The organism is Curvibacter gracilis ATCC BAA-807 (genome assembly GCF_000518645.1).
GTDB lineage: Bacteria > Pseudomonadota > Gammaproteobacteria > Burkholderiales > Burkholderiaceae_C > Curvibacter > Curvibacter gracilis.
In genome coordinates this window covers 1-22,265 of sequence record NZ_JADZ01000038.1, presented here as the reverse complement: position 1 = coordinate 22,265, position 22,265 = coordinate 1, and the positions used below count along the sequence as shown (strand labels likewise).

The 22,265-nt window shown below is 63.5% G+C and carries 16 protein-coding genes; 7 read left to right on the top strand and 9 right to left on the bottom strand.

Annotation, left to right across the window (positions count from 1 at the left end):
• Window positions 1-9 precede the first annotated feature (9 nt).
• From L880_RS33215 to L880_RS0122760, 3 genes are all read right to left on the bottom strand, one after another.
• Window positions 10-1,599, bottom strand: a complete 1,590-nt coding sequence (locus L880_RS33215; RefSeq protein ID WP_051443526.1) for a methyl-accepting chemotaxis protein — start codon at window positions 1,597-1,599, stop codon at window positions 10-12.
• Between the two features lie 190 nt (window positions 1,600-1,789).
• Complete coding sequence (locus L880_RS0122765) at window positions 1,790-3,607, bottom strand: methyl-accepting chemotaxis protein (protein WP_043330319.1); 1,818 nt, start codon at window positions 3,605-3,607, stop codon at window positions 1,790-1,792.
• Window positions 3,608-3,636: 29 nt separating this feature from the next.
• Entirely contained in the window at window positions 3,637-5,310 is a 1,674-nt protein-coding gene (locus L880_RS0122760; protein WP_084461555.1) for an EAL domain-containing protein, read from the bottom strand.
• A gap of 357 nt (window positions 5,311-5,667) precedes the next feature.
• Here L880_RS0122760 and L880_RS0122755 point away from each other — a divergent pair, with 357 nt between their 5' ends.
• Window positions 5,668-6,330: a Crp/Fnr family transcriptional regulator gene (locus L880_RS0122755; protein ID WP_169737796.1), complete on the top strand. Its 663-nt coding sequence runs from the start codon at window positions 5,668-5,670 to the stop codon at window positions 6,328-6,330.
• On the opposite strand, the gene L880_RS0122750 is transcribed toward L880_RS0122755, so the two are convergent.
• Both L880_RS0122750 and sbcD read right to left on the bottom strand, forming a co-directional pair.
• Window positions 6,331-9,777, bottom strand: coding sequence for an AAA family ATPase (locus tag L880_RS0122750; protein ID WP_027477629.1), 3,447 nt, complete (start codon window positions 9,775-9,777; stop codon window positions 6,331-6,333). It lies immediately after the preceding gene.
• Window positions 9,774-11,027: an exonuclease subunit SbcD gene (gene sbcD, locus L880_RS0122745; protein WP_027477628.1), complete on the bottom strand. Its 1,254-nt coding sequence runs from the start codon at window positions 11,025-11,027 to the stop codon at window positions 9,774-9,776. The genes L880_RS0122750 and sbcD overlap by 4 nt, the downstream gene beginning before the upstream one ends.
• A gap of 242 nt (window positions 11,028-11,269) precedes the next feature.
• On the opposite strand from sbcD, the gene L880_RS35850 reads away from it, so the two are divergent.
• The 6 genes from L880_RS35850 (at window position 11,270) to L880_RS0122715 (ending at window position 17,341) form a co-directional block, all read left to right on the top strand.
• On the top strand, window positions 11,270-11,428 hold the full coding sequence (locus L880_RS35850; protein ID WP_157463031.1) for a hypothetical protein: 159 nt from the start codon (window positions 11,270-11,272) through the stop codon (window positions 11,426-11,428).
• Window positions 11,425-13,263 (top strand): hypothetical protein, encoded by a 1,839-nt coding sequence (locus L880_RS0122735; RefSeq protein WP_027477627.1) that lies wholly within the window; start codon window positions 11,425-11,427, stop codon window positions 13,261-13,263. Before L880_RS35850 ends, L880_RS0122735 begins: the two co-directional genes overlap by 4 nt.
• Window positions 13,260-14,438 (top strand): ATP-binding protein, encoded by a 1,179-nt coding sequence (locus L880_RS33210; protein WP_051443525.1) that lies wholly within the window; start codon window positions 13,260-13,262, stop codon window positions 14,436-14,438. Before L880_RS0122735 ends, L880_RS33210 begins: the two co-directional genes overlap by 4 nt.
• Entirely contained in the window at window positions 14,435-15,685 is a 1,251-nt protein-coding gene (locus tag L880_RS0122725) for a vWA domain-containing protein (RefSeq protein ID WP_027477626.1), read from the top strand. Before L880_RS33210 ends, L880_RS0122725 begins: the two co-directional genes overlap by 4 nt.
• 25 nt (window positions 15,686-15,710) lie before the next feature.
• Entirely contained in the window at window positions 15,711-16,430 is a 720-nt protein-coding gene (locus L880_RS0122720; protein ID WP_157463030.1) for a hypothetical protein, read from the top strand.
• A gap of 128 nt (window positions 16,431-16,558) precedes the next feature.
• The gene (locus L880_RS0122715; protein ID WP_027477624.1) at window positions 16,559-17,341 is read left to right on the top strand and encodes a hypothetical protein; all 783 of its coding nucleotides are present in this window, start codon (window positions 16,559-16,561) and stop codon (window positions 17,339-17,341) included.
• 59 nt (window positions 17,342-17,400) lie between these two features.
• On the opposite strand, the gene L880_RS0122710 is transcribed toward L880_RS0122715, so the two are convergent.
• The 4 genes from L880_RS0122710 to L880_RS33205 form a co-directional block, all read right to left on the bottom strand.
• Window positions 17,401-19,062, bottom strand: a complete 1,662-nt coding sequence (locus L880_RS0122710; protein ID WP_027477623.1) for a nuclease-related domain-containing DEAD/DEAH box helicase — start codon at window positions 19,060-19,062, stop codon at window positions 17,401-17,403.
• A gap of 287 nt (window positions 19,063-19,349) precedes the next feature.
• Window positions 19,350-20,834, bottom strand: a complete 1,485-nt coding sequence (locus L880_RS35845; protein ID WP_169737795.1) for a hypothetical protein — start codon at window positions 20,832-20,834, stop codon at window positions 19,350-19,352.
• 372 nt (window positions 20,835-21,206) lie between these two features.
• Window positions 21,207-21,551, bottom strand: coding sequence for a hypothetical protein (locus tag L880_RS35840; protein ID WP_157463028.1), 345 nt, complete (start codon window positions 21,549-21,551; stop codon window positions 21,207-21,209).
• A 135-nt stretch (window positions 21,552-21,686) separates the two neighbouring features.
• Window positions 21,687-22,265: ATP-binding protein (locus L880_RS33205; RefSeq protein ID WP_043330307.1), on the bottom strand; the 579-nt coding region annotated here is incomplete at its 5' end.

Here is a 22,265-nt window from a genome sequence, read left to right as displayed (position 1 = left end):
CCCACCTGCTCAGCGCAGACGTACTTGGCCCGCCGCCTCGGCCCCATGCAGGCTGAAGATGGACACGGCAGACACCAGATCGCGGGCCTGGATCTGCAGCGACTGGGCGGCTGCCGCGCTCTCTTCCACCAGGGCGGCATTCTGTTGCGTCGTCTGATCCAGCAAGGAGATGGCCTCGCTCACCTGGCTGACGCCAGCGCTCTGCTCGCTGCTGGAGGTGCTGATCTCGCCAACCACACCGGAGACCTTGCGGATGGACTCCACCACTTCGTCCATGGTGCCACCGGCCCGGTCGACCAGTTGCGTGCCTTGCTCGACACGCTCGGAACTGCTGGTGATCAGGCCCTTGATCTCCTTGGCGGCATCGGCACTGCGCTTGGCCAGCGCCCGCACCTCAGAGGCCACCACCGCGAAGCCCCGCCCTTGCTCGCCGGCCCGGGCGGCCTCAACAGCGGCGTTCAGCGCCAGGATGTTGGTCTGGAAGGCAATGCCGTCAATGACGCCGATGATGTCGGAGATCCGGGCGCTGCTTTCGCTGATGGCCTTCATCGTGACCACCACCTCGCCGACCACCTCGCCTCCGCGGCTGGCCACCGCAGAGGCTTGCTGCGCCAGTTGACTGGCCAGACGGGCGTTCTCTGCGTTGTGGTTCGAACTGGAGCCCAGCTCCTCCATCGAGGCCGCCGTCTCCTCCAGGGCTGAGGCCTGCTGCTCGGTGCGATTGGAGAGGTCGTGCGTACCGGCCGTGATCTCCTGCGAGGCCTGCGACACCGATTCGGCCGATTGCCTGACCTGGCGGATGATCTCGGCCAGCTTCATACGCATGCTCTCCAGGTTGAACATCAGGCTGCCGCGGTCATGCGCCTGAAGCCCGATCTGCGTCTTCAGGTCTCCGTTGGCGATGCGCTCGGCAATGGTCACCGCCTCCGCCGGGTCGCCACCAAGCTGCTGGATCACCGAACGGATCAGCGCATAGCCGATGGCCCCGCCGAGCAACATGCTCAGCACGATGAACCCCAGCACCTTGACCGAAGACCGCTCGACCGAAGCCGCCACGCGCTCCGTGTCTTCCTTGGCCAGTTTCTCCTGCATCTTGCCCGCGGCAATCAGCACATTGCGCATGTCGACGTGCAGGCGGTCCGTGTCTTTCTTGAGTTCCTCCATCGCCGCGTCGGCGTCGCCCGCATCGGCGGCCCGGTACAGGCGCTCGACCGACTCGCGATAGAGCCGCCACTTCTGCTGCGCATCCTGGCCGATCTGGCGCAACTCGGGGCTGTCACTGCCTTCGTTCAAGTATTGGATCGCCTGGAGCACTGCTTTCTCGGTGTCAGCGTTCAGCTCACGCGTCTCCTTGCGGGACTTCTCGTCGGTTTTCAGGATGTAGGGGTACATGCGCCGGAAATGCACCGCAGCCTGCCGCCCGCCATCGACCACCAGGCGCAAAGGCACCACCGTGTCGGTGTACATGGCCCGCTGCTCGGCGCTGACGGCCCTCATTTCGATGATGCTGAACACACCCACGCCCACGAAGGCCAGCAAAAAGAACGCCATGAGCACCAGCAGGCGCGATACCAGTTTCATCCGGGCGAAAAAAGCCATAGATCAGTCCTCTGAAAATCCTTGCGACAAACTTTGTCATCGCACCAACACCAGCAAATACCACTCGCAAATACCAGCACCCAGGAGTCCGTGCATTCCCCAGTTGCACCTGGCTTGAGCACCCGAGACGCACCCGCCTCGCCCACGGTCTGCCGTTGGCCTTCAGCCCTGGGCAGGCCGGGCCGGAGCGTCAGAAGGTCTCCCAATCGTCATCGTGTCCTGCCGCGTGCCGGGTGGACGCCTGGGAGGCCGTGGGCGCCGGCAAAGGTGCTGGCGCAGGTGCAGCGCCCTTCACCGAACCGGCCCCCGACGGCTTCGGTGCAGACTTGGCAGCGGCCGGCGCGCTCGTCAAGCCGGGCTTGGGCGGCAAGGCGGAAGGACGCGGGGGCGCCTTTGGCCGTGCGGATGCCGCGCCTGGCGCCGCAAAAGCACCTGCAGGCGCAGAACGCAGCGCAGCGCCGTCGCCGCTGCCCAGCCTGAACACGCTGACCGCCTGAACCAGGTCCTGGGCCTGGTTCTTCAAACCGGTGGCGGCGGCAGCCATCTGCTCGACCAAGGCCGCGTTCTGCTGCGTGGCCTGATCCATCTGCGTGACCGCCTCACCCACCTGGGCCACGCCCGCGCTTTGCTGGCCGGTGGCCGCGCTGATCTCGCCCACGATGTCGCTCACCCGGCCGATGGCAGCCACCACCTCGCCCATGGTCTGGCCGGCCTGATCCACCAGCTGGCTGCCCTGGTCCACGCGCTCCACGCTGGCCGAGATCAGGGTCTTGATCTCCTTGGCCGCCTCGGCACTGCGGCCGGCCAGGGCACGCACCTCGCCCGCCACCACGGCAAAGCCGCGCCCCTGCTCGCCAGCCCGGGCGGCTTCCACGGCGGCATTCAGCGCCAGGATGTTGGTCTGGAAGGCAATGCCATCAATGACGCCGATGATGTCGGCGATCTTCTGGCTGCTTTGGTGGATGTCCCTCATCGTGTGCACCACCTGGGCCACCACCTGCCCGCCGTTGTGCGCCACCTCGGACGCGCCCAGGGCCAGCTGATTGGCCTGGCGGGCGTTGTCGGCGTTGTGCTGCACCGCCGAGCCCAGCTCTTCCATCGAGGCTGCGGTCTCCTCCAGGGCACTGGCCTGGCCCTCGGTGCGGGCGCTCAGGTCTGAATTGCCGGTGGCGATCTCGGCGCTGGCCGTGGACACCCCCTCGGCCCCCTGCCGCACGGTGGCAACGACCTGGATCAGGCTTTGCTGCATGTTCGACAGGGCCGCGAGCAACTGGGCCACCTCGTCCTGGCCTCGCACCTCGATGCGCTGGCTCAGATCGCCCTGGGCCACGGCCTCGGTCACCGCAATCGCCTGCTTGAGCGAGCGGGCAATGTTGCGCACCAGCAGCATGCCGAATGTGACGCCCAGCAGAATGCCGCCGACGATGGAGGCGATGGACCAGGCGCTGATCACGCTGAAACGGGCAGCCTCGTCGTCGTACTCCTGCTTGGCCACATCCACCTGCAGTTGGTGCAGGGCATGCATGTTGTCGCGCACGGCATCCCACAGCGGGTGAAGCTTGTCCAGGGCCAGGCGTCGGGTTTCATCGAGGTCATTGGCGCGCATGGCGGCCACCGCCGGCTTGAGCCCTTCCTGCACAAAGCGGCTGCGTGCATCCTGAAAGGCCTTGGCCAACTTCGCCTCTTGCGGCGTCAGGGAGGTGCCCAAGTAACGGGCCCACACCTTGTCAACCTCTTGCATGTTGGCCTCGATCTCATTGGCATAGCGCTGTGTGTGTTCGGGCGTGTTGAACGCCACGGCGTTGGCCACGGCCAGGCGATTGCGCAGCATCAGTCGCTGCAGTTCTGACAACTGCGACAAGGGCACCACCCGGTCGGCGTAGACGCTTTGCAGCGACGCGTTAGAGCGCTGCATGCCCGACAGACCCAGCAGGCCGACGGCGGCAAGCAAAACAGACATCAGCACCAGCAGGCCGATGATCCGAGTGGATATTTTCAAACCGTTCATCATTTCTCCTCAGTTTCTCTGTCTTTTGGTCAGCATTCCATCGATGGGGCGGCCTGCGGGACGTTTCGTCCGCAGAGATACTCATGAAAAACGCCCCATGCCAGCGGCCTCGCAAAAAGATAGCCCTGGGCATAGGCAATGCCCAAGGCCCGGATTTTTTCAAGCTGGGCCTCGGTTTCCACCCCTTCGGCAATCAGCTCGCAATCAATGGCCTTGGCGATGCCCACGATTTCAGGCACCAGGCTGGCAGCCACGGTGGCATCGTTGACGCTTGAAATGAACGATTTGTCGATCTTCAGGTAATTGGGCGAAATTTTCCCCAACATGCCCAGGTTTGAATAACCAGTGCCAAAATCGTCGATCGAAATCAAAAACCCGGCATGCCTCAATTTCAAAAGATCGGGCAGCATGGCCTCGGAGAATTGATATTCCGTCACCTCGATCACCAACTTGATGCTGTGGGCCAGGCCCTGGCTCAAATCGTCCAGCCACTGCGCATCAATGCTGTGCGAAAAGAAATTGATGGCCACATGAAAACCCGCCGGCAAACCGGGCACACGGGTGATTTCCTGCAGTGCCCGGCGACACACCATCTCGTCATACCATTTCTGCAGGCCGCATTTCATGAGCACCGGGATGAACTCATCCGGCATGACATGGCCCGCGCGGCGCGAGATGCGGGTCAAGACCTCGCAGCCCACCACGCGACCGTCCTGCACGCTGACGATGGGCTGATAAAAGCAATGCACATCCTCCATCGTGCAGAGATGGCGGATGTAGAACTCGGTCGAATCCAGTCGCTTCAGCAAGCAACGCACGGCGGCGAACAACAGCGCGGCCCACGCCCCCGAGAGCAGCAACACCAGCGCCAGGTAGCGCCCTTTGCCCGCCATCAAGAGCGACTGGGTGTCAACGGTGCTGGTCAGTTGGATTTCATCGGCGGACTGATGCAGCCTGGAATTGATTTCAACCGCCGGCATCGCCCAGCGAAGGCTGGATTTGAGTTGCAATTCGCCCTCCCCGCCTTTGCTCAACCAACCCAGGTGCACCCCTTCAATGCGGGTCGCGATCTGGAGAAAATCGCCCAGCATCTGAAAATCATCCATGCCGAAAAGTTGGCTGTAACGCGCTTCATCCATGAAGAGGTAGATGCCACCGCGCTGCAGCACCGGCAAACGGAGATTGGCGCCCGCGTGGCTCAACAGGGCATTGACAGGCAATGAAGAGATGAAGCCGCCGAGGGGCAAGGAATATTGATCAGCCGGGGTTTTCACGGCGTATTTCAAGGGGCCCGTCATGGTGGAACACTCCACACCCTGCCCTGAAAAACCGAGCCCGATGTGCAAGATGGCCCGTTGATTCAGCAACACCTCTTGCAAGCGCTCCAGGTTTTGCGGCGTGCAGCGGCCCGAAGTTGAAGATTGCACCTGGCCATAGATCAGATCGATCTCCCGCACAAAATCATCCAATGATTTCAGCTTGATTGCGTGCAGAGTGCGTATCTCACCATAAACCAGGCATGCTGCTGCAGACAGGACGGTCAGAAATGAAAATACCAGTGTCGAGGCCGCCAGCACGATCTGAAAGTAAACGCCCTGTACATTCAATCTGAGCAGCGCTGCTTTGGTGATTTTCTTGATCACGGCACCCAGCCTGCCGTGCTGTGGCGTTCCCAACCGGGATGAATTCATGCGCACCGTCATTCAAGCTTCCATCGACCACCCTCTTGCCCAAGCCCGGACGGCGATCCCGCCGGCCCTGGAGAAACAGTTTCAATTCTGCACGCCTGGCGCTTGCAAGCACAAAAATATTACGCCGCGCTTAGCATGGCGCTGAGGAAATCATATAATTTTCGTTATATTTGTTATATTTTTATAATTAATTGATAGTCTTGATTTCAACCCCCAAAACACAAATGAGAGCAACTCATTTTTATCATCTTATTATTGTCAATAATTGACAATCCGTTGTAGCCAAGTCACATCTCAGCCCATTCGCCGCCTGCTTGAGAAAGAATGTCAAAAATTAACAATTCACAGCCCAAGGCCTTTCCAGCCAAAATGGTCGGCACCCTGTCGTCCGAAAGTCGGGAAAAGCTGCTTTCAGTGTCGGAGTTGAGGCGCATCGAGGCGGGCGGCATCGTATGGGAGCGAAGTGCGCCTCAGCAAGTGATGGTCTACGTGGAGTCGGGGCTGATCAGAAGCTATATCTTCTCGAGCACCGAACCTCAATTTGGCTTCACCGATTGGGGGCCGGGCAGTTGGCTGGGTGAGGCCTTTTTGCTATTGCAAGGTGACAACGTTTTCACCGTCGAGGCGGTGGAAGATTCGTTCCTGCGAATCGTCCAGCGGGAAGAATTCGACCGCCTGATGGCCCGGGACGCGGCCTTGGCCTGCGACGTGGCCCGCCTGGTGGCATCACGCTACCACCGGGTGCTGTGCTGGGCAGAAGAAGCGCTGTCGCGGCCCATCCCGGAGCGCATGGCCAACAGGCTGGTGCGGCACAGCCGACCTCGCACCAGCGGCGGCTTGGTCTATTGGGGCTCACAGGACAATCTGGCGGCCAACCTGGCCGTGTCACGCCCCACCGTGAGCAGGATCCTCAAGGGCTGGGAGCGCAGCGGGCTGATACGGATCAGCTACGGCTCGATCGAGATCACCTCGTGCGACCAACTGCTGGAGGCCGCCAAGGCCGCCCCTCAGCCCCAACAGACCACCAACTGATCAGACCCGCAGCCGCGAATGCCCCACGCCCCCGCCCTTCTCGACCCGGATCTGGGCCGAGATGCGGTCTTTGAGGCCCTCGACGTGGCTGATCACGCCAATCATCTTGCCGCTGGCGTTCAAAGTGTCGAGGGCGCACAGAGCGACCTCCAGCGTGTCGGCATCGAGCGTGCCAAAGCCCTCGTCCAGGAACAGCGAGTCGATCGAGGTCTTGTGGCTGACCAGGTCGGACAAGGCCAGGGCCAGCGCCAGGCTGACCAGAAAACTCTCGCCGCCTGACAGGGTGCGGGTGTCACGTGCCGTGTCGCCCTGCCAGGTGTCCACCACATCCAGCTCCAGCTCACCCGTGCCTTTGCGGCGCAACTGGTAGCGGCCGTGCAGGCGCTGCAGTTGGCGGTTGGCCAGGTGCAGCAGGTGGTCCAGCGTGAGGCCCTGGGCAAAGCGACGGAACTTGTCGCCCTTGGCCGAGCCGATCAGCCCATCCAGCCGCTGCCACAGCTCGGATTCGGCCGCCTGGGCATTCAGGTGCTGCAGCAGGGCCTGCTGGCTTTGGCGGCGCTGATCGTCGTCGCGCAGCAGGGCCTGCTGGGCCCCCCACTGCTGACGCAGCTCGTCCAGCTGTTGGGATTGTTCGGCCAGCAAGGCGTCGAGCTCGGCCAGGCTGGCTTCGCTCAAGGCCTGCGCGAGCAAGGCGGCGTGCTGCTGCAGCGCAGCCTCGTGCACGGCCTGAGCCTGGTGCAGGGCCTGGGCCAGGCTGGCCTGCAGGGCCTGCAGGCGTTCGCGCTCGGCCGCCGGCAGCAGGGCTTCGGCATAGGCCTGGACATTGGCAAAGGGGCTGGCCTGCAGCGCGGCCTGCCAGGCCGCCTCGGCTTGGGCCAGGCTGGCCTGCTGCCCGGCCAGCGCCTGCTGCAACTGGGCCAGCCGCCCTTGCAGGGCGGCGCGCTCGCGGCTCAGGCGATCGACCTCGGCCCCCAGGGCGGCCAGTGAGGGCGCAGGCTCGGGCAGGCTGATGGGCGGCGCATCGAACAAGCCACCTTGAGGCTCAGGCTGCAGGGCCTGCCAGCGCTCGGCCCAGCGGGCCTGCTCGGCCTGTGCCGCCTCGCACAGGGCCTGCTGGCGGCTGAGATCGGTGGCCAGGGCCTGGCGGCGCGTCTGGTTGTGCTGCCACTGCTGCCATTCGGCGCTGCGGGCCTGCAGCCAGGCCTCGGTCTGGGCGGGCTCGGGCAGCTCGAAGCCGTCGTCGGCCAGGGTGACGGCCAAGGCCTGACGGTGGCTGTCCAGGGCTTCGGCGTGCTGCTGCACGGCGGCGGCCAGGGCAGCCTGGCTTTGCGCCGCCGCCTGCAGCGCCTGGTTCAGCAGCGCGAGTTGGGCCTGCGCGGCCTGCAGCGCCTGGGCCTGGGTGTGGGCCCGCTGCTGGGCCGCCTGCAGCGCGGCCTCCGCCGCCTCGGCCTGTTGCAGGGTGTGCAGGGCGGCGGCCACGTCCTGGCCGGCGTGGTCCACCGCCTGGGCCAGCGCGTCGGCCGCGGCCCAGTCGGGGCGGGCCTGCGGCGCCAGGCCCAGGGCCTCGCAGGCCTGCTGCCAGTCGGCCAGGGCCTGCTCGGCCTCGGCCTGGGTGCCTTGCTGCTCTTGCGCCCAGGCGTTCAGGCTGGCCTGGGTGCTGGCCAAGGCCTCGCGAGCTGCTTCGCCCTCGGCACGCACCTGATCCAAGGCCTGCTCTGCCGCTTGCAGGGCGGCTTGGGTGGCCGACACGTCCAGCGCCTGGTAGGCCGCCACGGCGGGGTGGTCGGGCGAGCCGCACAGCGGGCAGGCCTCGCCCGGCTGCAGGTGCTGGCGGTGCGACTCCAGGCTTTGGATGCGCTGCTCTTGCGCCAGCAGTTGCTGCTTGTCGGCCACGGTGGCCTTCAAGGCCTTGTAGCGCGCCAGCAGCGCTTCGCGCACGCTGGCCTGCTGGGCCTGTTGCTGCAGGCCTTGCTGCTGGCGACTGGCCTGGCGGGCGGCGACCTCCGCCAAATCGCGCAGGCGCTGGGCCTGGGCCCGCAGACCTTGCCAGTGGGCGTGGCGGCCCTGGGCGGCCTGCCAGTGCTCGCGCCACTGGGCCAGGCTGCGCCCGGCCAGGCGCTGCTGCAGGCCGGCCTGGGCGGCCTGCACGGCGGCGTCGGCTTCGGCCTGGGCCTGTTGGGCCTGGGCCAGCGCCTGCTGCAGTGCCGGGGCCTGCTGTTGCAAGGCAGCCTGCTCGTCGGCCTGCTGACTGGCCTTTTGTTGCTGGGCGGTCAGTTCGGCCAGGTGGCGGGCCTGCTCGGCCAGGCCCTGGCGCCACACGCCCAAGGCATCGCCCCAGCGGGCATGGCGGGCATGGGTGGCACAGAACTGGTCGATGCCGTGCTGCTCGGCCTGCAGCGTCTGCCAATGCTGTTGGGCTTGCCGGGCCTGGCGCTCGGCCAGGGCCAGGGCCAGGGCATGGGCCTGCCGCTCTTGCGTGCCGGTGTGCTGGTGCTGGGCCTGCAGATCGGCCAGGGTCTGCAGGCTGGCCTGCACCTGGGCCTGGGCAAGCGCTGCCTGCAGCTGCAGGGGTTGCAGGGCCTGGGCGGGCTCGCTGTCGGCCAGGCGGCGCAGGGCGGACGCGGCATCGGCCTGGGCCTGTTGGGCCTGGGCCAGGCGCTGGCCCGCCTCGGTGGCGGCCTGTTCGGCCTGGCCCAGTTGCAGCCGCCACTGTCGCTGGGCCTGGCTTTGCTGCTGTTGGGCTTGCAGGGCCTGGGCCTGCTCTTGCAGAGTGGCGGCCTGGGCGGCCATGGCGGCGCGGGCCTCGGGGGCCAGCAGCTCCATGCCGTCGGCGCGGGCCTTGATCTGGGCCAGTTGCTCGCGCGCTTGGCGGGCCTGCTCGAACACTTTTTGCGAAATCAGGCCGTAGATGTCGGTGCCGGTCAGCTCTTCGAGCAGTTCGGCCCGCTCGTTGGCGCTGGCGTTGAGGAAGGCAGCAAAGCCCCCCTGGGCCAGCAGCATCGACTTGGTGAAGCGGGCAAAGTCGAGCCCGGTGATGGCTTCGATGCGCTGCAGCTTGTCCTTGCTCTGGCTGCTCAGGATGCTGCCGTCGCCCAGGGCCAGCTCCACCTTGGGGGCTTGCAGCGCACCGTCGACCTTGTCGCGCGCGCGGTGCTGGCTCCAGAAGGCGCGGTAGACCTGGCCTTGCACCTCGAACTCCACCTCGGCCAGGCAGTCGGCCGTGTGCCGGGTCATGATGTCGTTGGCGCCGGCGCTGATGGTCTTGAGGCGCGGGGTCTCGTGGTAGAGCGCCAGGCAGATGGCGTCGAGCAGGGTCGACTTGCCGGCCCCGGTGGGGCCGGTGATGGCAAACAGGCCGTTGTCGGCGAACGGGGGGCGGGTGAAATCGACCTGCCACTCGCCCTTGAGCGAGTTCAGGTTCTTCAGGCGCAGGCGCAGGATCCTCATGCGGCGGCTCCCTCGGCTTCGGCGCTGCCTTGCTGCAGGGCGTGCACCACGCCCCGGTAGCGCTCCATGAGGGCCTGGGCCAGCTCGGGCGGCAGTTCTTCTTGCTGCAGGCGGCGTTCGAACACCTCTTGCGGGCTCAGCTCGTCCAGCGTCTCGCGGGCCTGGGCGGCCAACTGGGCGGTGGCCGTGCCCCGGTCACGGCGCACGCGCAGCACCTCGAGCGGCAGGCCCTCGGTCATCTGCTGCACCCGGGCCGGCAGGTCGGGCAGGTAGTCGTCCTGGCTGACGGTGACCTCCAGCCACAGCGGGCAGGCCGCCGTGGCCTGGGCCGCCAGCGCCGGCATGGCCTGGGCCAGCTCATCGAGCGTGCCACGCACGGCCTGCAGGCCCTGAAAGCGCGGCACGGTCAGCGGCGTGACCTGCTGCAGGCCGGCTTCGCTCAGATCGACCAGCAGCACCTCTTTGTCGGTGCCGGCCTCGTCAAAACCCAGCGGCAGGGGTGAGCCGCAGTAGCGGATGTGCTCATGCCCGCCCACGCGCTGCGGGCGGTGGATGTGGCCCAGGGCCACGTAGTCCACCGGCGGAAACGCATCGCAGGGGTAGGCCTCCAGGCTGCCCACGTAAATCTCGCGCACCGACTCGCTGAGGCTGCTGCCCAGGGTGGTGAGGTGGCCGGTGGCGATCAAAGGCAGGCGCCGGCCCAGGCGGGCCTGCAGCTCGGCCTGACGCACCAGCGCGGCCTGGTACACCGCCGCATAGTGGGCCTGGATGGCCTGCTGCAGGGCTTGTTGCTTGTCTTGCGCGCTTTGCCCGGCCTGGCTTTGCAGCACATCGCGCGGTCGGATGAAGGGCACCGCACACACGATGCAGCCCGGCGTGCCATCGCGCTGCGCCAGCACCAGCACCTGATCGGCAGGCTGCGCCGCCGGCTGGGCCACCAGGTGCGTGCCCAGGCAGGCCAGCAGGGCCTGGTTCTCGCCCAGCATGGCCACCGAATCGTGGTTGCCCCCCAGCAGCAGCAGACACACCCCGGCCTCGCGCAGGCGCACCACCAACTGGCTGTACAACTCACGCGCATGGCTGGGCGGCGTGCCCGTGTCAAAGATGTCGCCCGCCAGCACCACCGCATCCACCGCCTGGGCCTGCACCTGCAGCAGCAGCCAGTCGATCAAGGCCTGGTGCTCGGCCTGGCGGCTCTTGCCCATGAAGTGCTGGCCCAGGTGCCAGTCGGAGGTGTGGAGGAGGCGCATGAAAAGTCAGCAAAAAGTGATGTGGTAACCAAACTTTGAAGCCGCCCAGGCCGGTGCCTGGTGCGGCATGAAGGGCTTGATTGTGGGGGCTTTCAGGCCGCTCGGCAGGGGCGCTGAGCCTGGGTGTGGATTTAATCAAACAGCCCTTCAAAAAGCCCAAGGCCAGGCACCGGGGCGTCTGAAATTGTCGCGCCTCACGTGGAACATCGAGCCTCCTCTCCACTGCTTCTGAAAGGACTGTCATGCCTCAAAAACAGCGCTACATCGTCCACATGCGCTACGGCCAGCATGGTGCTTTTACCACCCGGCACGTGTATGCGTACTCGGAATTCGACGCCATGCGTTGCGCCGAAGCCGAAACCCGAGGCCTGGTGGCGCTGAGCGCCTGCCCGCTGCGATGAGCAGGCCGGCCCAGAGCAGCGCTGTCCGTCGGCGCGAGCCCCCCTGGCCCCTGCAAAAGGCACTGGACCCCGACCAGGGCCTGACCCTGAGTTTGCCCGAAAGCCGGTCTTATACCCTTCGCCACCCGGGCCTGCGGGCCCTGGATCTGCGCGATTGCCCCAACCTAGAAGCGCTCGATCTGCGCGCCTCACAACAGCCCGAACTGCACCTCAGCGTGATTGACTGCCCGCTGCTGCGCTGCATCCAACTGCCCGAGCACGGCCACGCTCTGGTTCACCTGGACACAGGCCCACACGCCCCGCGCCTGACCCTGAGCGGTGGCCTGATCCAGATTGACGCCTGCTGGCAGGGGGGCCGCTTCATGGCCCAGAGCGGCTCACGGCCGCCCTGGCAGCAGGCCCTGATCGGCCTGCCCTGGCACAAGACCATTGAACGGGCCCAAGCTACGCCTCAGGCCGCGATCCTGACGGTGTTGTTGGGCGCCACCCAGGATGCGCCCCAGCTCACCCTGGGGCCTCTGCCAGGCCACCACGCCCTGGTGTTGAGCCAGGTACCGGCACTGCGCGAGTTGAGTCTGCATGGGCTGACGCTGACGTCGTTGAGCGTCCACGATGCCCCCCGGCTCCTGGCCCTGACACTGGGGGCAGATGTGCAGCCTGCGCAGGTTCAACTGAGCGCCTGCCCCCGCCTGCACAGCCTGGCAGGCGCTGCACCCGTGGGCACACTGCAGATGCACACGGGCTGCGGCGGGCCTTCGGGCCTGACGGTGGCGTGGCCGATGCAGCATCTGGTGCTGGCCGACAGCCGCGCCACGCAACTGCACCTGGCTCACCTTGCCGAGGTCCAACTGCTGCGCTGCGGCCAGTTGGACAGCGTCGAACTGCCCCCAGGCAGCCAGCTGCATTGCGAGGGCCATGTGCCCCCGCGCCTGTCGGGCAAGGTCTCGGTGCGGGTGGATGAAAGCACACTCAGCGCTTGCCTGCGGCAGCTTCAAAGCGGCGCCCCCCAAGCCTGGACGCAGCTGCAAATTTTGCTGCCCCTGGCCAGCAGCCCCCGCCTGGCGCCCGGGGCCTTGGGCACCCTGGCCCGCGCTGCCGCGCAACAGGTGCCCGCGGATGAGGTCTGGCACACCCGACTGGCTTTGTACGCCCGCAACCAGGTCACGGCCGGGCGTCAGGCCACCGCCACGCCCCCCAACCCGCCGGACATGGAGCAGGGGCGAAGCGCCTGGCGCTGGAAGCTGCTGCCCGACCTGGCTGCCGATGGCTGGCGGGCCGATGTCATGGTGGTGCTGCACTTGATCAATGCCGGGCTGCCCGACGCCTCTCAGTTGACGCCCCACATGGCGCGCGATCTGTGGGAGCAGCCCGAAGCCGCCGCGAGCCTGCTGCCCTGGCTGGGCAGACGGGCCCAGCTTATGCAGCCGGCCTGCCTCGACTTGTTGTTGGCGCACCTGGCGCACGCCCTGCACATGGCCCGGCAGTACCACGGCGCCACGGGCAACGCCCACCCCCAGGCCGCGCTCGCCGTGCTGGACACCTTGCGCACGCTCGAAGACCCCCTGGCCCGGCGCAGCGAACTGGCCAGCCTGGCGCGCAGCGTTCTGCTGACCTGGGGCGAGCTGCGGCCCTTGCTGGAAGATCTAGCCGCCAGCCTGCCCCATCACCCAGTAGAGACCCGGTTGGACCTGGTGCAGCTTCAAACCGAGCCCGAGCCACGAGGTCGAGCCCGCGAGATGCCTTATTTCCGACAGGCCCTCCAGATGCTGCTGCTGACAGGCCAGCTGATCCCTGAGCCCGAACAACCCCCTTTTCATCGCCGCCGCCGTCCATGACACAAGCCAACATCACCCAGGTTCAACTACTGCTGCAACACCAGCTTGAATGGTTGTGGGCCCAGCCCGAGCTGGCCTGCCAGATCCCTCCGCTGATGCTCTGGGGCGCCCCTGGCGTGGGCAAAAGCGCCGTCATCCGAGAGCTGTGCAGCGCGCTGGGCATCGGTTTCATCGATGTGCGCCTGGCCCAGCGCGAGCCGGTGGACCTGCGGGGCCTGCCCGTGCCTGACAACGATCAGGTGCGCTGGCTGCTGTCCTCCGAATGGCCGCGCGACCCTGGCAGCCGCGGCATCATCCTGTTTGACGAACTGACGGCCGCCGACCGCACCCTGCAGGTGGCCGCCTACGAGTTCATTCTGGACCGCCGCCTGGGCGATTTGTACCGGGTGCCGCCGGGCTGGCTGGTCTGCGCGGCCGGCAACCGCAACGAAGACCGTGCGGTGGCCATGACCCTGTCCAGCGCCCTGGCCAACCGCTTTTGCCACCTGGAGCTGGCCCCCGACCTGGCCCAATGGACCGCCTGGGCCAGCCAGCAGGGCCTGCACCCCGATGTGCGCGCCTTTTTGCGTTTTCGGCCCCAGCACTTTTTCGACATGCAGGGCAACCTGGAGCGTGGCTGGCCCAGCCCCCGCAGCTGGGAGCGCGTGGCCCTGACCCTGGAGTCGCCCAGTCCCCTGCCCCCCGAGTTGCTGGCGCTGCTGATCGAGGGCCTGGTAGGGCCCGGGCCTGCCATCGAGTTTCTGGCCTTTAGGCGCATGTCGCAATTGCTGCCCGATGTGCCGAAAATGCTGGACGGCAGCCTGCCCCTGAGCCTGCCCGAGGCCGCAGACGCCCGCTACGCCCTGGGCACGGCCCTGGCCCATCATGTGTTTCGGGCGCCGCCCGCCGAGCGCGGCACCTGGATAGCCAACTTCCTGCAACTGGGCCTGCTGATGAGCACCGACTTTGCGGTGATGACCATGACCGATGCCCTGCGCCAGCTGCAGCGCCCGGAACTGGCCGCCTGTGGCGCCCAGTTGTTTGGCAGCCCACTCTACGAGCCATGGATGGCCCGGCACGGTGCCGGCCTGAGCCTGGGTGAAGCCCCGCCCAGCAGCGACACCGACACGGCGCCGGTGCTGCAAGACAGCTTGCGCGGCGCCCTGCGGGCCCAACGCCAACGCGCCGCGCCATGAGCCCGCCCGCCCCCGGGCCCCTGCGGCCCCGGCAGCAGGGGCCTCGCGCCCCCACCGAAGCCGAGCAAACCCTGAAAAAACAATGGCTGCGCACCCTGGAGGCCGACCGTGCCCGCCTTTTTGTGACCCAGCCTTTCACCGCCGCCCTGGCCTTGCAAATGCCCATCGTGCCGGTGCTGGACAGCCGCCTGCCCACCGCTGCGACCGATGGGCGACGGTTGTTTTTTCAGCTGCGCTTCATCGAGCAACTGACGCCCGCCACACGCCTGTTCGTGCTCGCGCACGAGGTTTGGCATGCCGTGGCAGGGCACCTGCGCCGCCGCCAGGAGCGCGACCCAGAATTGTGGAACCTGGCGGTCGACCATGAGGTCAATGCCCTGCTTCGGCAAGACCAGTTCGAACTGCCCCGAGAAGCCGTGCTATTTCCGCGCCGCGTGGGCGACAGTGCCGAAGCCGTGTACGCCTGGCTGCAAGGCCAGGCAGACTTGAAGCGGGACCTCTGCCAGTTCGATCTGCACAGCCCCGGGTCTGGCGACCTTTCGCCGGATCAGGCCGATAAAGGCATCCGCGACCCCGACTACAGCCCCCAAGTCGCCGACGACGCCCTGATCCAGCAATGGCGGCAGACCGCCGTCGCGATCGCCAACACGCTGATGGGCCAAGGCCAACTGCCGCTTGGCCTGCAGCAATGGCTGGGGCGTCTGGTGCAGCCCGAAGTGCCCTGGCAGCAACTGCTGCGCCAGTTTCTGCAGCGCTGCTATGGCGGCCAGCGCCGCTGGCTGCCGCCCGCGCGGCGCCACATCAGCCGCGGCCTGTACCTGCCCAGCCTGCGCACCGAACGCCTGCGGGTCACCGTGGCCATTGACACCAGCGGCAGCACAGAGGCTTACCTGGCGGTGTTCATGAGCAATTTGTGCGCTCTGTTGCGTGACTTTGACGAGGTGGCGCTGTGCCTGATCGAATGCGACGCCAAGATCCACCGGGTTCGGCGCTTGACCCAGTTCGATGCACAGGCCCTGGCCCGCAGCGATCTGCACGGCGGCGGCGGCACCGACCTGCGCCCACCGTTTGAGCATGTGGCCAGCACCCCACCCGATTGCCTGGTTTACCTGAGCGATGGCCTGGGCCCCGCCCCCCCGCAAGCGCCCCCCTATCCGGTGCTGTGGGTGCTGGTGGGCCAAAATGCCAAGCCACCCGCCCCCTGGGGCCGCGTGGCCTACCTGCGCACCCCCTTGGAAACCAGATGAACAAAGACCCCCGATGAAAGAAAACGTGCTTTTCGACGACGACGGCCAGCCCATGAACAGCATCATCGACCACGGCGGCTGGGTTGAGCTGGACATGTACCTGACCTACCTGGAAGAGTGGCAGGCCATGGAACACGCCTTTGCCCTGCTTCGACTGGATGCGGATGGGCCTGTGCTCATGGGTCCAGACCTGCCGGCGCTGCGGCAGATTTCGGCCCTCAGCATGAACCGGGCTGGGGTGGTGGAGGCCCGCTTTCAGATCACATGGGCGCAGGCCACCGGTCCCCTCAGCGGCCCAAGCCTGGCCCAGGCCATCGCATCGCTGAGCCATTTTTTGGGCGCACAGGCGGTTTTCATCGCAGACGATGACGTGCAATTGCCACTGGCACAGGCGGTGTTTACCGCCGCCCGGGCTCCGGTCATCCCCGACTTCAAAGGGGTGCTCGCCCAGGCCCAGATGACCTCCTACAGTTCGATTCCGGGGTCGCCCACCGAGGCGCGTCTGGCCAACTGCCTGGCGCGAGCATCCCAGCACGCTACCGGCTTTGACGCCCTGCACGCCAGCCTGGACCTGCTGCTGGCCGCCCGCGAAGACGCCGAGCATTTTCACTACCAGCGCATCGCGCGCACAGCCGTCACCCCCGAGAACGGGCATGTTCTGGACGCAGACAATGGCGTGGTGCTGTGTCGTTTTTGCCAGCGCTACCACCCCTTGGTCAGCGTGTCTGATCAGGGCGACACCTGAACAGCGAAAGGCCATGCCACCAACGCAGGGGCTTGGGGCGTCCCGTTTTGTCGCCAGTGACGCCAACAATGAAGTGCCCGCCCCCAGTACACCGGGCGCTACCTTCACCCTTTACCAGACATCGATCCATGCACGACCTTCAACGCCTCGGCCTGCACCAGACCAGCACCGACAATCGCCATTTTATTGAGCACTACCTCGGCCCCCAGGTCATTGCGCAGCTCAATCAATCACCGCTGGCCTTCGCGCAGTGGAACGATGCCAGCGTGACCCTGTTTCGCCAGTTGTGCGAGACCATGGCCGCCGCCTTGCCCAGCGCCGACCATGTGATCCGCGCCGACACCGGGCAGCCCAACAAGGCACCCGAGGCCTTCGGCCCATTGCTGATGTACTTTGGCGTTCAGTTGCCGGCCCAGGGGGCCCGCAGCCAATTCATTGGTGTGGGGGCCCGCCAACAAAAGGGGCAGGTGTCGTTCACTCTGTTTGTGGCCGGTGCAGCGTCGGACGCCCAGCGCGTACAACGTGCCGCCCAGGAAGACCCGCAGGGGCTGATTGATGGCTTTGTGATTGCCAACCAGGCCGACCTGGAGCGTTTTCGCGCCCAGGCCCTGCCTGTTTTGCGTCGTCTGGATGCCAGCCTGGCTGCGTTGCGCCAACCCCACGAAGGCGGCTTTGTGCCGGCCATCTGCCAGCAAGCCTGGGGCCACCAGGGCCGCAACCGCGAGGCCGGCGCCCTGTTCTGGGCCCATTGGCAGGCATTGCTCGCCAGCCGGCCAGCCGCTGAGATCGACGAGATCAAAAAACGCTTGCAGCAAAACAACGGCTACCGCAAACAGAAAATCATCTCGCTGATCGAGCAGCACCTGACTGCGGCCCAGGCGTTTGAGCTGGGCCTGTCAGAGGCGGCCTGAATCAGCGCCTGCCCAGTGGCCCCCTGCCCATCGGGGTCGGGGCCGGCAACAGGGCGGGCTTACAGCGCCTGCAATCGAGCCAGCAAAGCGGCTTCTGCGGCCTCCGACATGACCAGCTCCAGCCGGTACTGCGCCCGTGTCATGCCCACCAACAGCTTGCGGGCCTCACGATCGCCCCAGTCGGCAAAGTCGATCTCGCACAGCACCACCACGGGCGCGCTCTGCCCCTTGAAACGGTACAGCGTATCGACCAGCAACTCGCCCTCGTCCCAGAGCGGGTCGCCCGCGGCACTGTACTGCCCCGTGAAGCGCCGGCAGCTGTGGCCCGCCAGGCGTGGGCTGGCCAGCACGGCCGACTGGCTGCGGCCGTAGGTCAGCACCACGATCTGGTCGAGGGCCAAACCCTCTTTCAGCAGGTCACGCACACAGGCCTCGACCACCGCCACCGCCCCGGGCGCGCCACCGCGGCCCGCTCCTGCTGGCGCATAGCGGTGCACCCCCGAGCTTTGCCCGGCGAACACCGAGCGGGCCTGCACGGGCTGCGCCGTCAAAGCCAGCCAGTTGATGAACTCGACCACCTTGCGCGGGCTGCGAAAGTTGTCGCGGCAGCGCACCGTCACCGCGTTGTCGATGTCAAAGGCCTCACGCTGGTACAGCTGCTGCTCGGGGTCGCCTAGCAGGTACACCCGACCGCCCTCTTTCACCCCTTGCAGCAAGGCCTGCACCCAGGCCGGGTCAAAATCCTGCATCTCGTCGATGATCAGCGTGTCCCACAGCGGCGCCCGCTCGCCCGCCTGCTCAGCGTAGGCAGCGGCCAGTTGGTCAAACACCCCGGGCTGGCCAAAGGCAGGCTCCTGGCCCTGGCGCCGGCTGTGCTGAACACACAGGTCATGGAAAGTGCCCACCTCTGCCCGCGCCGGCCGCAACTCGTTCATGTGGTCGGCCAGGGGCCTGTTGAAACAGCAATAGAACAGGCGCCGGCCCTGGGCTGCGGCCTCGCGCATCAGGCCCAGCGCCAGTTGCGTCTTGCCCGAGCCCGCCGTGGCATACACCACATACACACCCGAGGCATGCTCGATCTGCGGCACCCAGGTGGCCAGGCCCGAGGCCAGCGCCACCGTGGCGCCCTGGATCTGCTGCACCTGTGTGGCCACATCGGGCAGCAACTCAAAGCGGTTGCACAAAAAGTCGATCAGCCGCCGCCGGGTCTCGGCCTCCACGCTGCCCGCGGGGAACGCCCGCATGGCCCGGCTGCACACCTCAGGCCACTGCGCCGCGTCCACAATCCGCTCGCGCGGGTAAGCCACCACCTCGCCCGTCAGATGCTGGTCGGGCATCACCAGCAGCGTGCCGATATGAACCCCCTCCAAACCGGCCCCATGAATGCGGGTCAGCAAGCCGTTGTGCATGCGGCGCGATTGGTGGCCCACATCGCTCACACCTCTCTGATTGGCATAGGCTTTGGTCAGCCGATCGCCCTGCTGCACCACCTCCCCGGCCTTCACTTCCAGAAGCAACACCTGCCCCGCCGGCGACACCACGGCAATATCGATCTCGCCCACCTGCAGCCGCTGCTCGCGCTCCACCGCCCAGTGAACTGAGTGAAAAATATCAAAGCCCGCCGGCAAGCCCTGCTCCAGGGTGCGCAGCACCTCCAACTCACGGTACTGCGACAGATGCTCGGGGGTGCGGGGGCCTGGGGTGGGGTGGAGGGTGGCCATTGGAAGGATTATGAACGGAACGCGCAATCAGGACAGGTCAGATGCATACTTCGCACACATTTGCATCTATTGGGAGTCCCAAACGAATCAAACACGCCCCATCCTCGCTATTTTAATAGTCTACCATGCCATGATCAACATTATTAATATGTCTCATTCACATTAGATAGCGACGGATTTTTATGGTCAAACCCGAAAAATTTCAAGACAAAATCAAATTTTATCAATGGAATTATGATTCATCAATCATCTTAAACGAAAATTATTGATAACTTGCTTCAAGTCGATCAAAGTCTTTCATAATCGAACGGCACATATGGAGAGCCCCTCTCCCGCAATCCGCCTGGATTAATTTTAGCAACCAAATCTGCTATATGACGACGATTATTGAAGTCGTTTAGAAAATTAATAAATTCGTCAATTCCTGGACTCCATGAATCCCTCGATGCCCCGAAATTTGAAGAAATAGACACAATTGCGTTCAACCGTACATTAGCAGGATCCAGCGCAATACTCAAAACAAAAGAATGAGCCGCAGCCCTTGTACCATTTGGCTTCTTTGAAGCAAACACCAATCTTGGCCCAATCCATCCATCTGCCTGCCCTGTATATTCCCCAACCGTATACTGATCCATATGACGAAGATCGGTTTTGTAAATTGCATTCATAAGATTCGTAAAAATCTCTTTTTGCGCAGGATTACAGCGTGCAATAAATGTTTGCAGTCTAGTATCCACATACATCCGATGACCTAAAACCCCATGCTCAGCACGAGCAATAGTCGACTGATTTACCACAGAATTCTGTGATGGCATGACTTTTTGTTTATCGCTAAAAGTAATCATTTTTTCCTCAGCAGAAAATACATCACCAAAATATTCTTTTTCTGCATCCCGATTGCTTCTGGTTTGCATGAGTTTTTTAATAATTAACTGCCGACGTTCGGGCGCATATCGCTTTAACTGTCGCCCATCGAGGAAAAAATTATCCGATCCTATTATGAAAATCATTCTATCAATATCACGAGGATAAATGCCGCCAGACAACCACGAAAGTTCGGCACTCCCATTTAAAACCCTCGCATCATCTTTGGCAACTCTAATTACCTCGCGAATGCAATCCATCTCCGTTAAATTCTGATTGTCTGTAACTCCGCGAATTACAGCCAAAATATGAAGGTCAGGCTTTACTGAAGCACGAATTCCCAAGTCAGCCAAAAGATTAGACGCGAGAGCAACCCCCATATTTCTAATTTTATGAGCACCGGGATTTGCCATGCATCCAATTTGATTCAACAAAGCATTTTCATCAATATCTTCAGCCGGGATATTCTCATACCGAGCAACAAGCCACATCAACCAATCAATATAAGAATTTTGCAATCCAGGATTTCTTTTAGGCGTCAGCAGATCAACTAAACTACGATTAATATCAGGATTTTTTGGAAATGGAAAACATCTAAACAACTCAGCACAAAATTCATCAAAACTACTTAAACGACTATTTACATCATTCAAAATTCTCAACATATCAACCGCAGGCAACGGAGCCTGAGCTCTGTTAACAAGGTTGCGCATGAAGATTCGCAACACCTCTATGTCGGAAGTTGCCTTTTCCCCCGGCATTATTCGTGTCAAAACAGCATTTCTAATGATGCCATGAGCAGAATCAAGCGATTTGCCGGAATGGTACGAAAGACGACCTAACTCACTAGCCCGATCGGATGTCAACAATTCTAGCGCTAGGTCATACAGTTTCTGAAAAGCAGGCATTAAATCCCTCCACGATACCAAAAACTCATAAATAGCAAAAATTACCGCATTAGTTAATTAGATTGGAGCAATAAAAGAGAATTTTAGAATTTTTAAAAATCCGTATCATCCAAGTTATTTTCCAGATCACATACAACAAAACCCCAGCCATACCACCAATACCTACAACTGCGCCCCTCAATTTATTAAACAATAAATATTAAGGAGAAACACCCCTAACGTGGAGCATTGTGAACAATACCTCCTACGGATTGTGTTGATGGGAATGTTGTTGGTCATTTTTCATTTCCGAATGGTAGGACTCAAACCAAATTGACTTGCCCTTGCAGCATAGGTTGCAACCCCTCCTCGCTGCGCCGTTCGTGAGGCACCTCAACCCTTAGGCCATTCAAACTGACGAGCAGCATTCCATTCTTTGAGCCACACCTCATCCCGGGTGGCCGCCGTCGATGAAATGTTCTTCATATTTTTCAAAGCAGTGAAGAAGCCGGGCCCTGGCCGCCCCTGATTTTTACTAACCACTGCGGAGGTGCGAAAAGGACGATTAAAGTCAGCATCTTCCTGGTCAAGAAGATGAAACAAATTGGCAAATGGATGCCCTTGGTAGTTCTGATCAGGAATGGGCAAATCAAAGCGATGCGCCAAGTCTCCATAAGTGATGACACCGTCATGCTTAGGGTCAGAAAGAATTTGCTGCAGATACTGTCCGATTGTCATCAGTAAATATCCTTAAATTATACTTATCAGCAGTTAAACATCGAAAAATTTCAGCTACGTGAAACTTTAAGTCAGCCGAATAGATTAGAACCTAGGGCAAGTCCTTACCCTGGTCACCACCCAAACGTAGAAATTTCACAGAAATCCACACACCCCAATCCCCCCACCCTTATACCCACACTCCCCCTCTAACCCCTTGAGCAAGGCCAGCGCATCCCCCAGCGGCTTGAAGCAGTGCTGCCGCATCAGCAGGGCAAAGTCGCCCGGCGTCAGCCGATTCAGGCGGGCCAGCCGCGCCTGGTCAGGGGCGGGCAGGGCCGCCAGGCCCAGGCTTTGGCAGCAGCGATCAAACAGCGCCTGCACCTGCTCGGGGCGCAGGTAGTCCAGCTTCACCTTCAGGTCAAAGCGGCGCATGGCCGCCGGGTCGAGTGCGTCCATCAGGTTGGTGGAGGCCACAAACACGCCCTCGTAGCTTTCCATCTGGGTCAGCATCTCGTTGACCTGTGACACCTCCCAGCTCTGGCCCACGGTCTGGCGGTCGCGCAAAAAGCCGTCCACCTCGTCGATCATCAGCACCGCGCCATCGTTGGCCGCCTGCCGAAACGCCCGGGCGATGCGCTTTTCGCTCTCGCCCACGTATTTGGACATCAGATCCGAGCCGCGCTGCACCACCAGCGGGCGGTCCAGGGCCTGGGCCAGCCAGCGGCCGTAGGC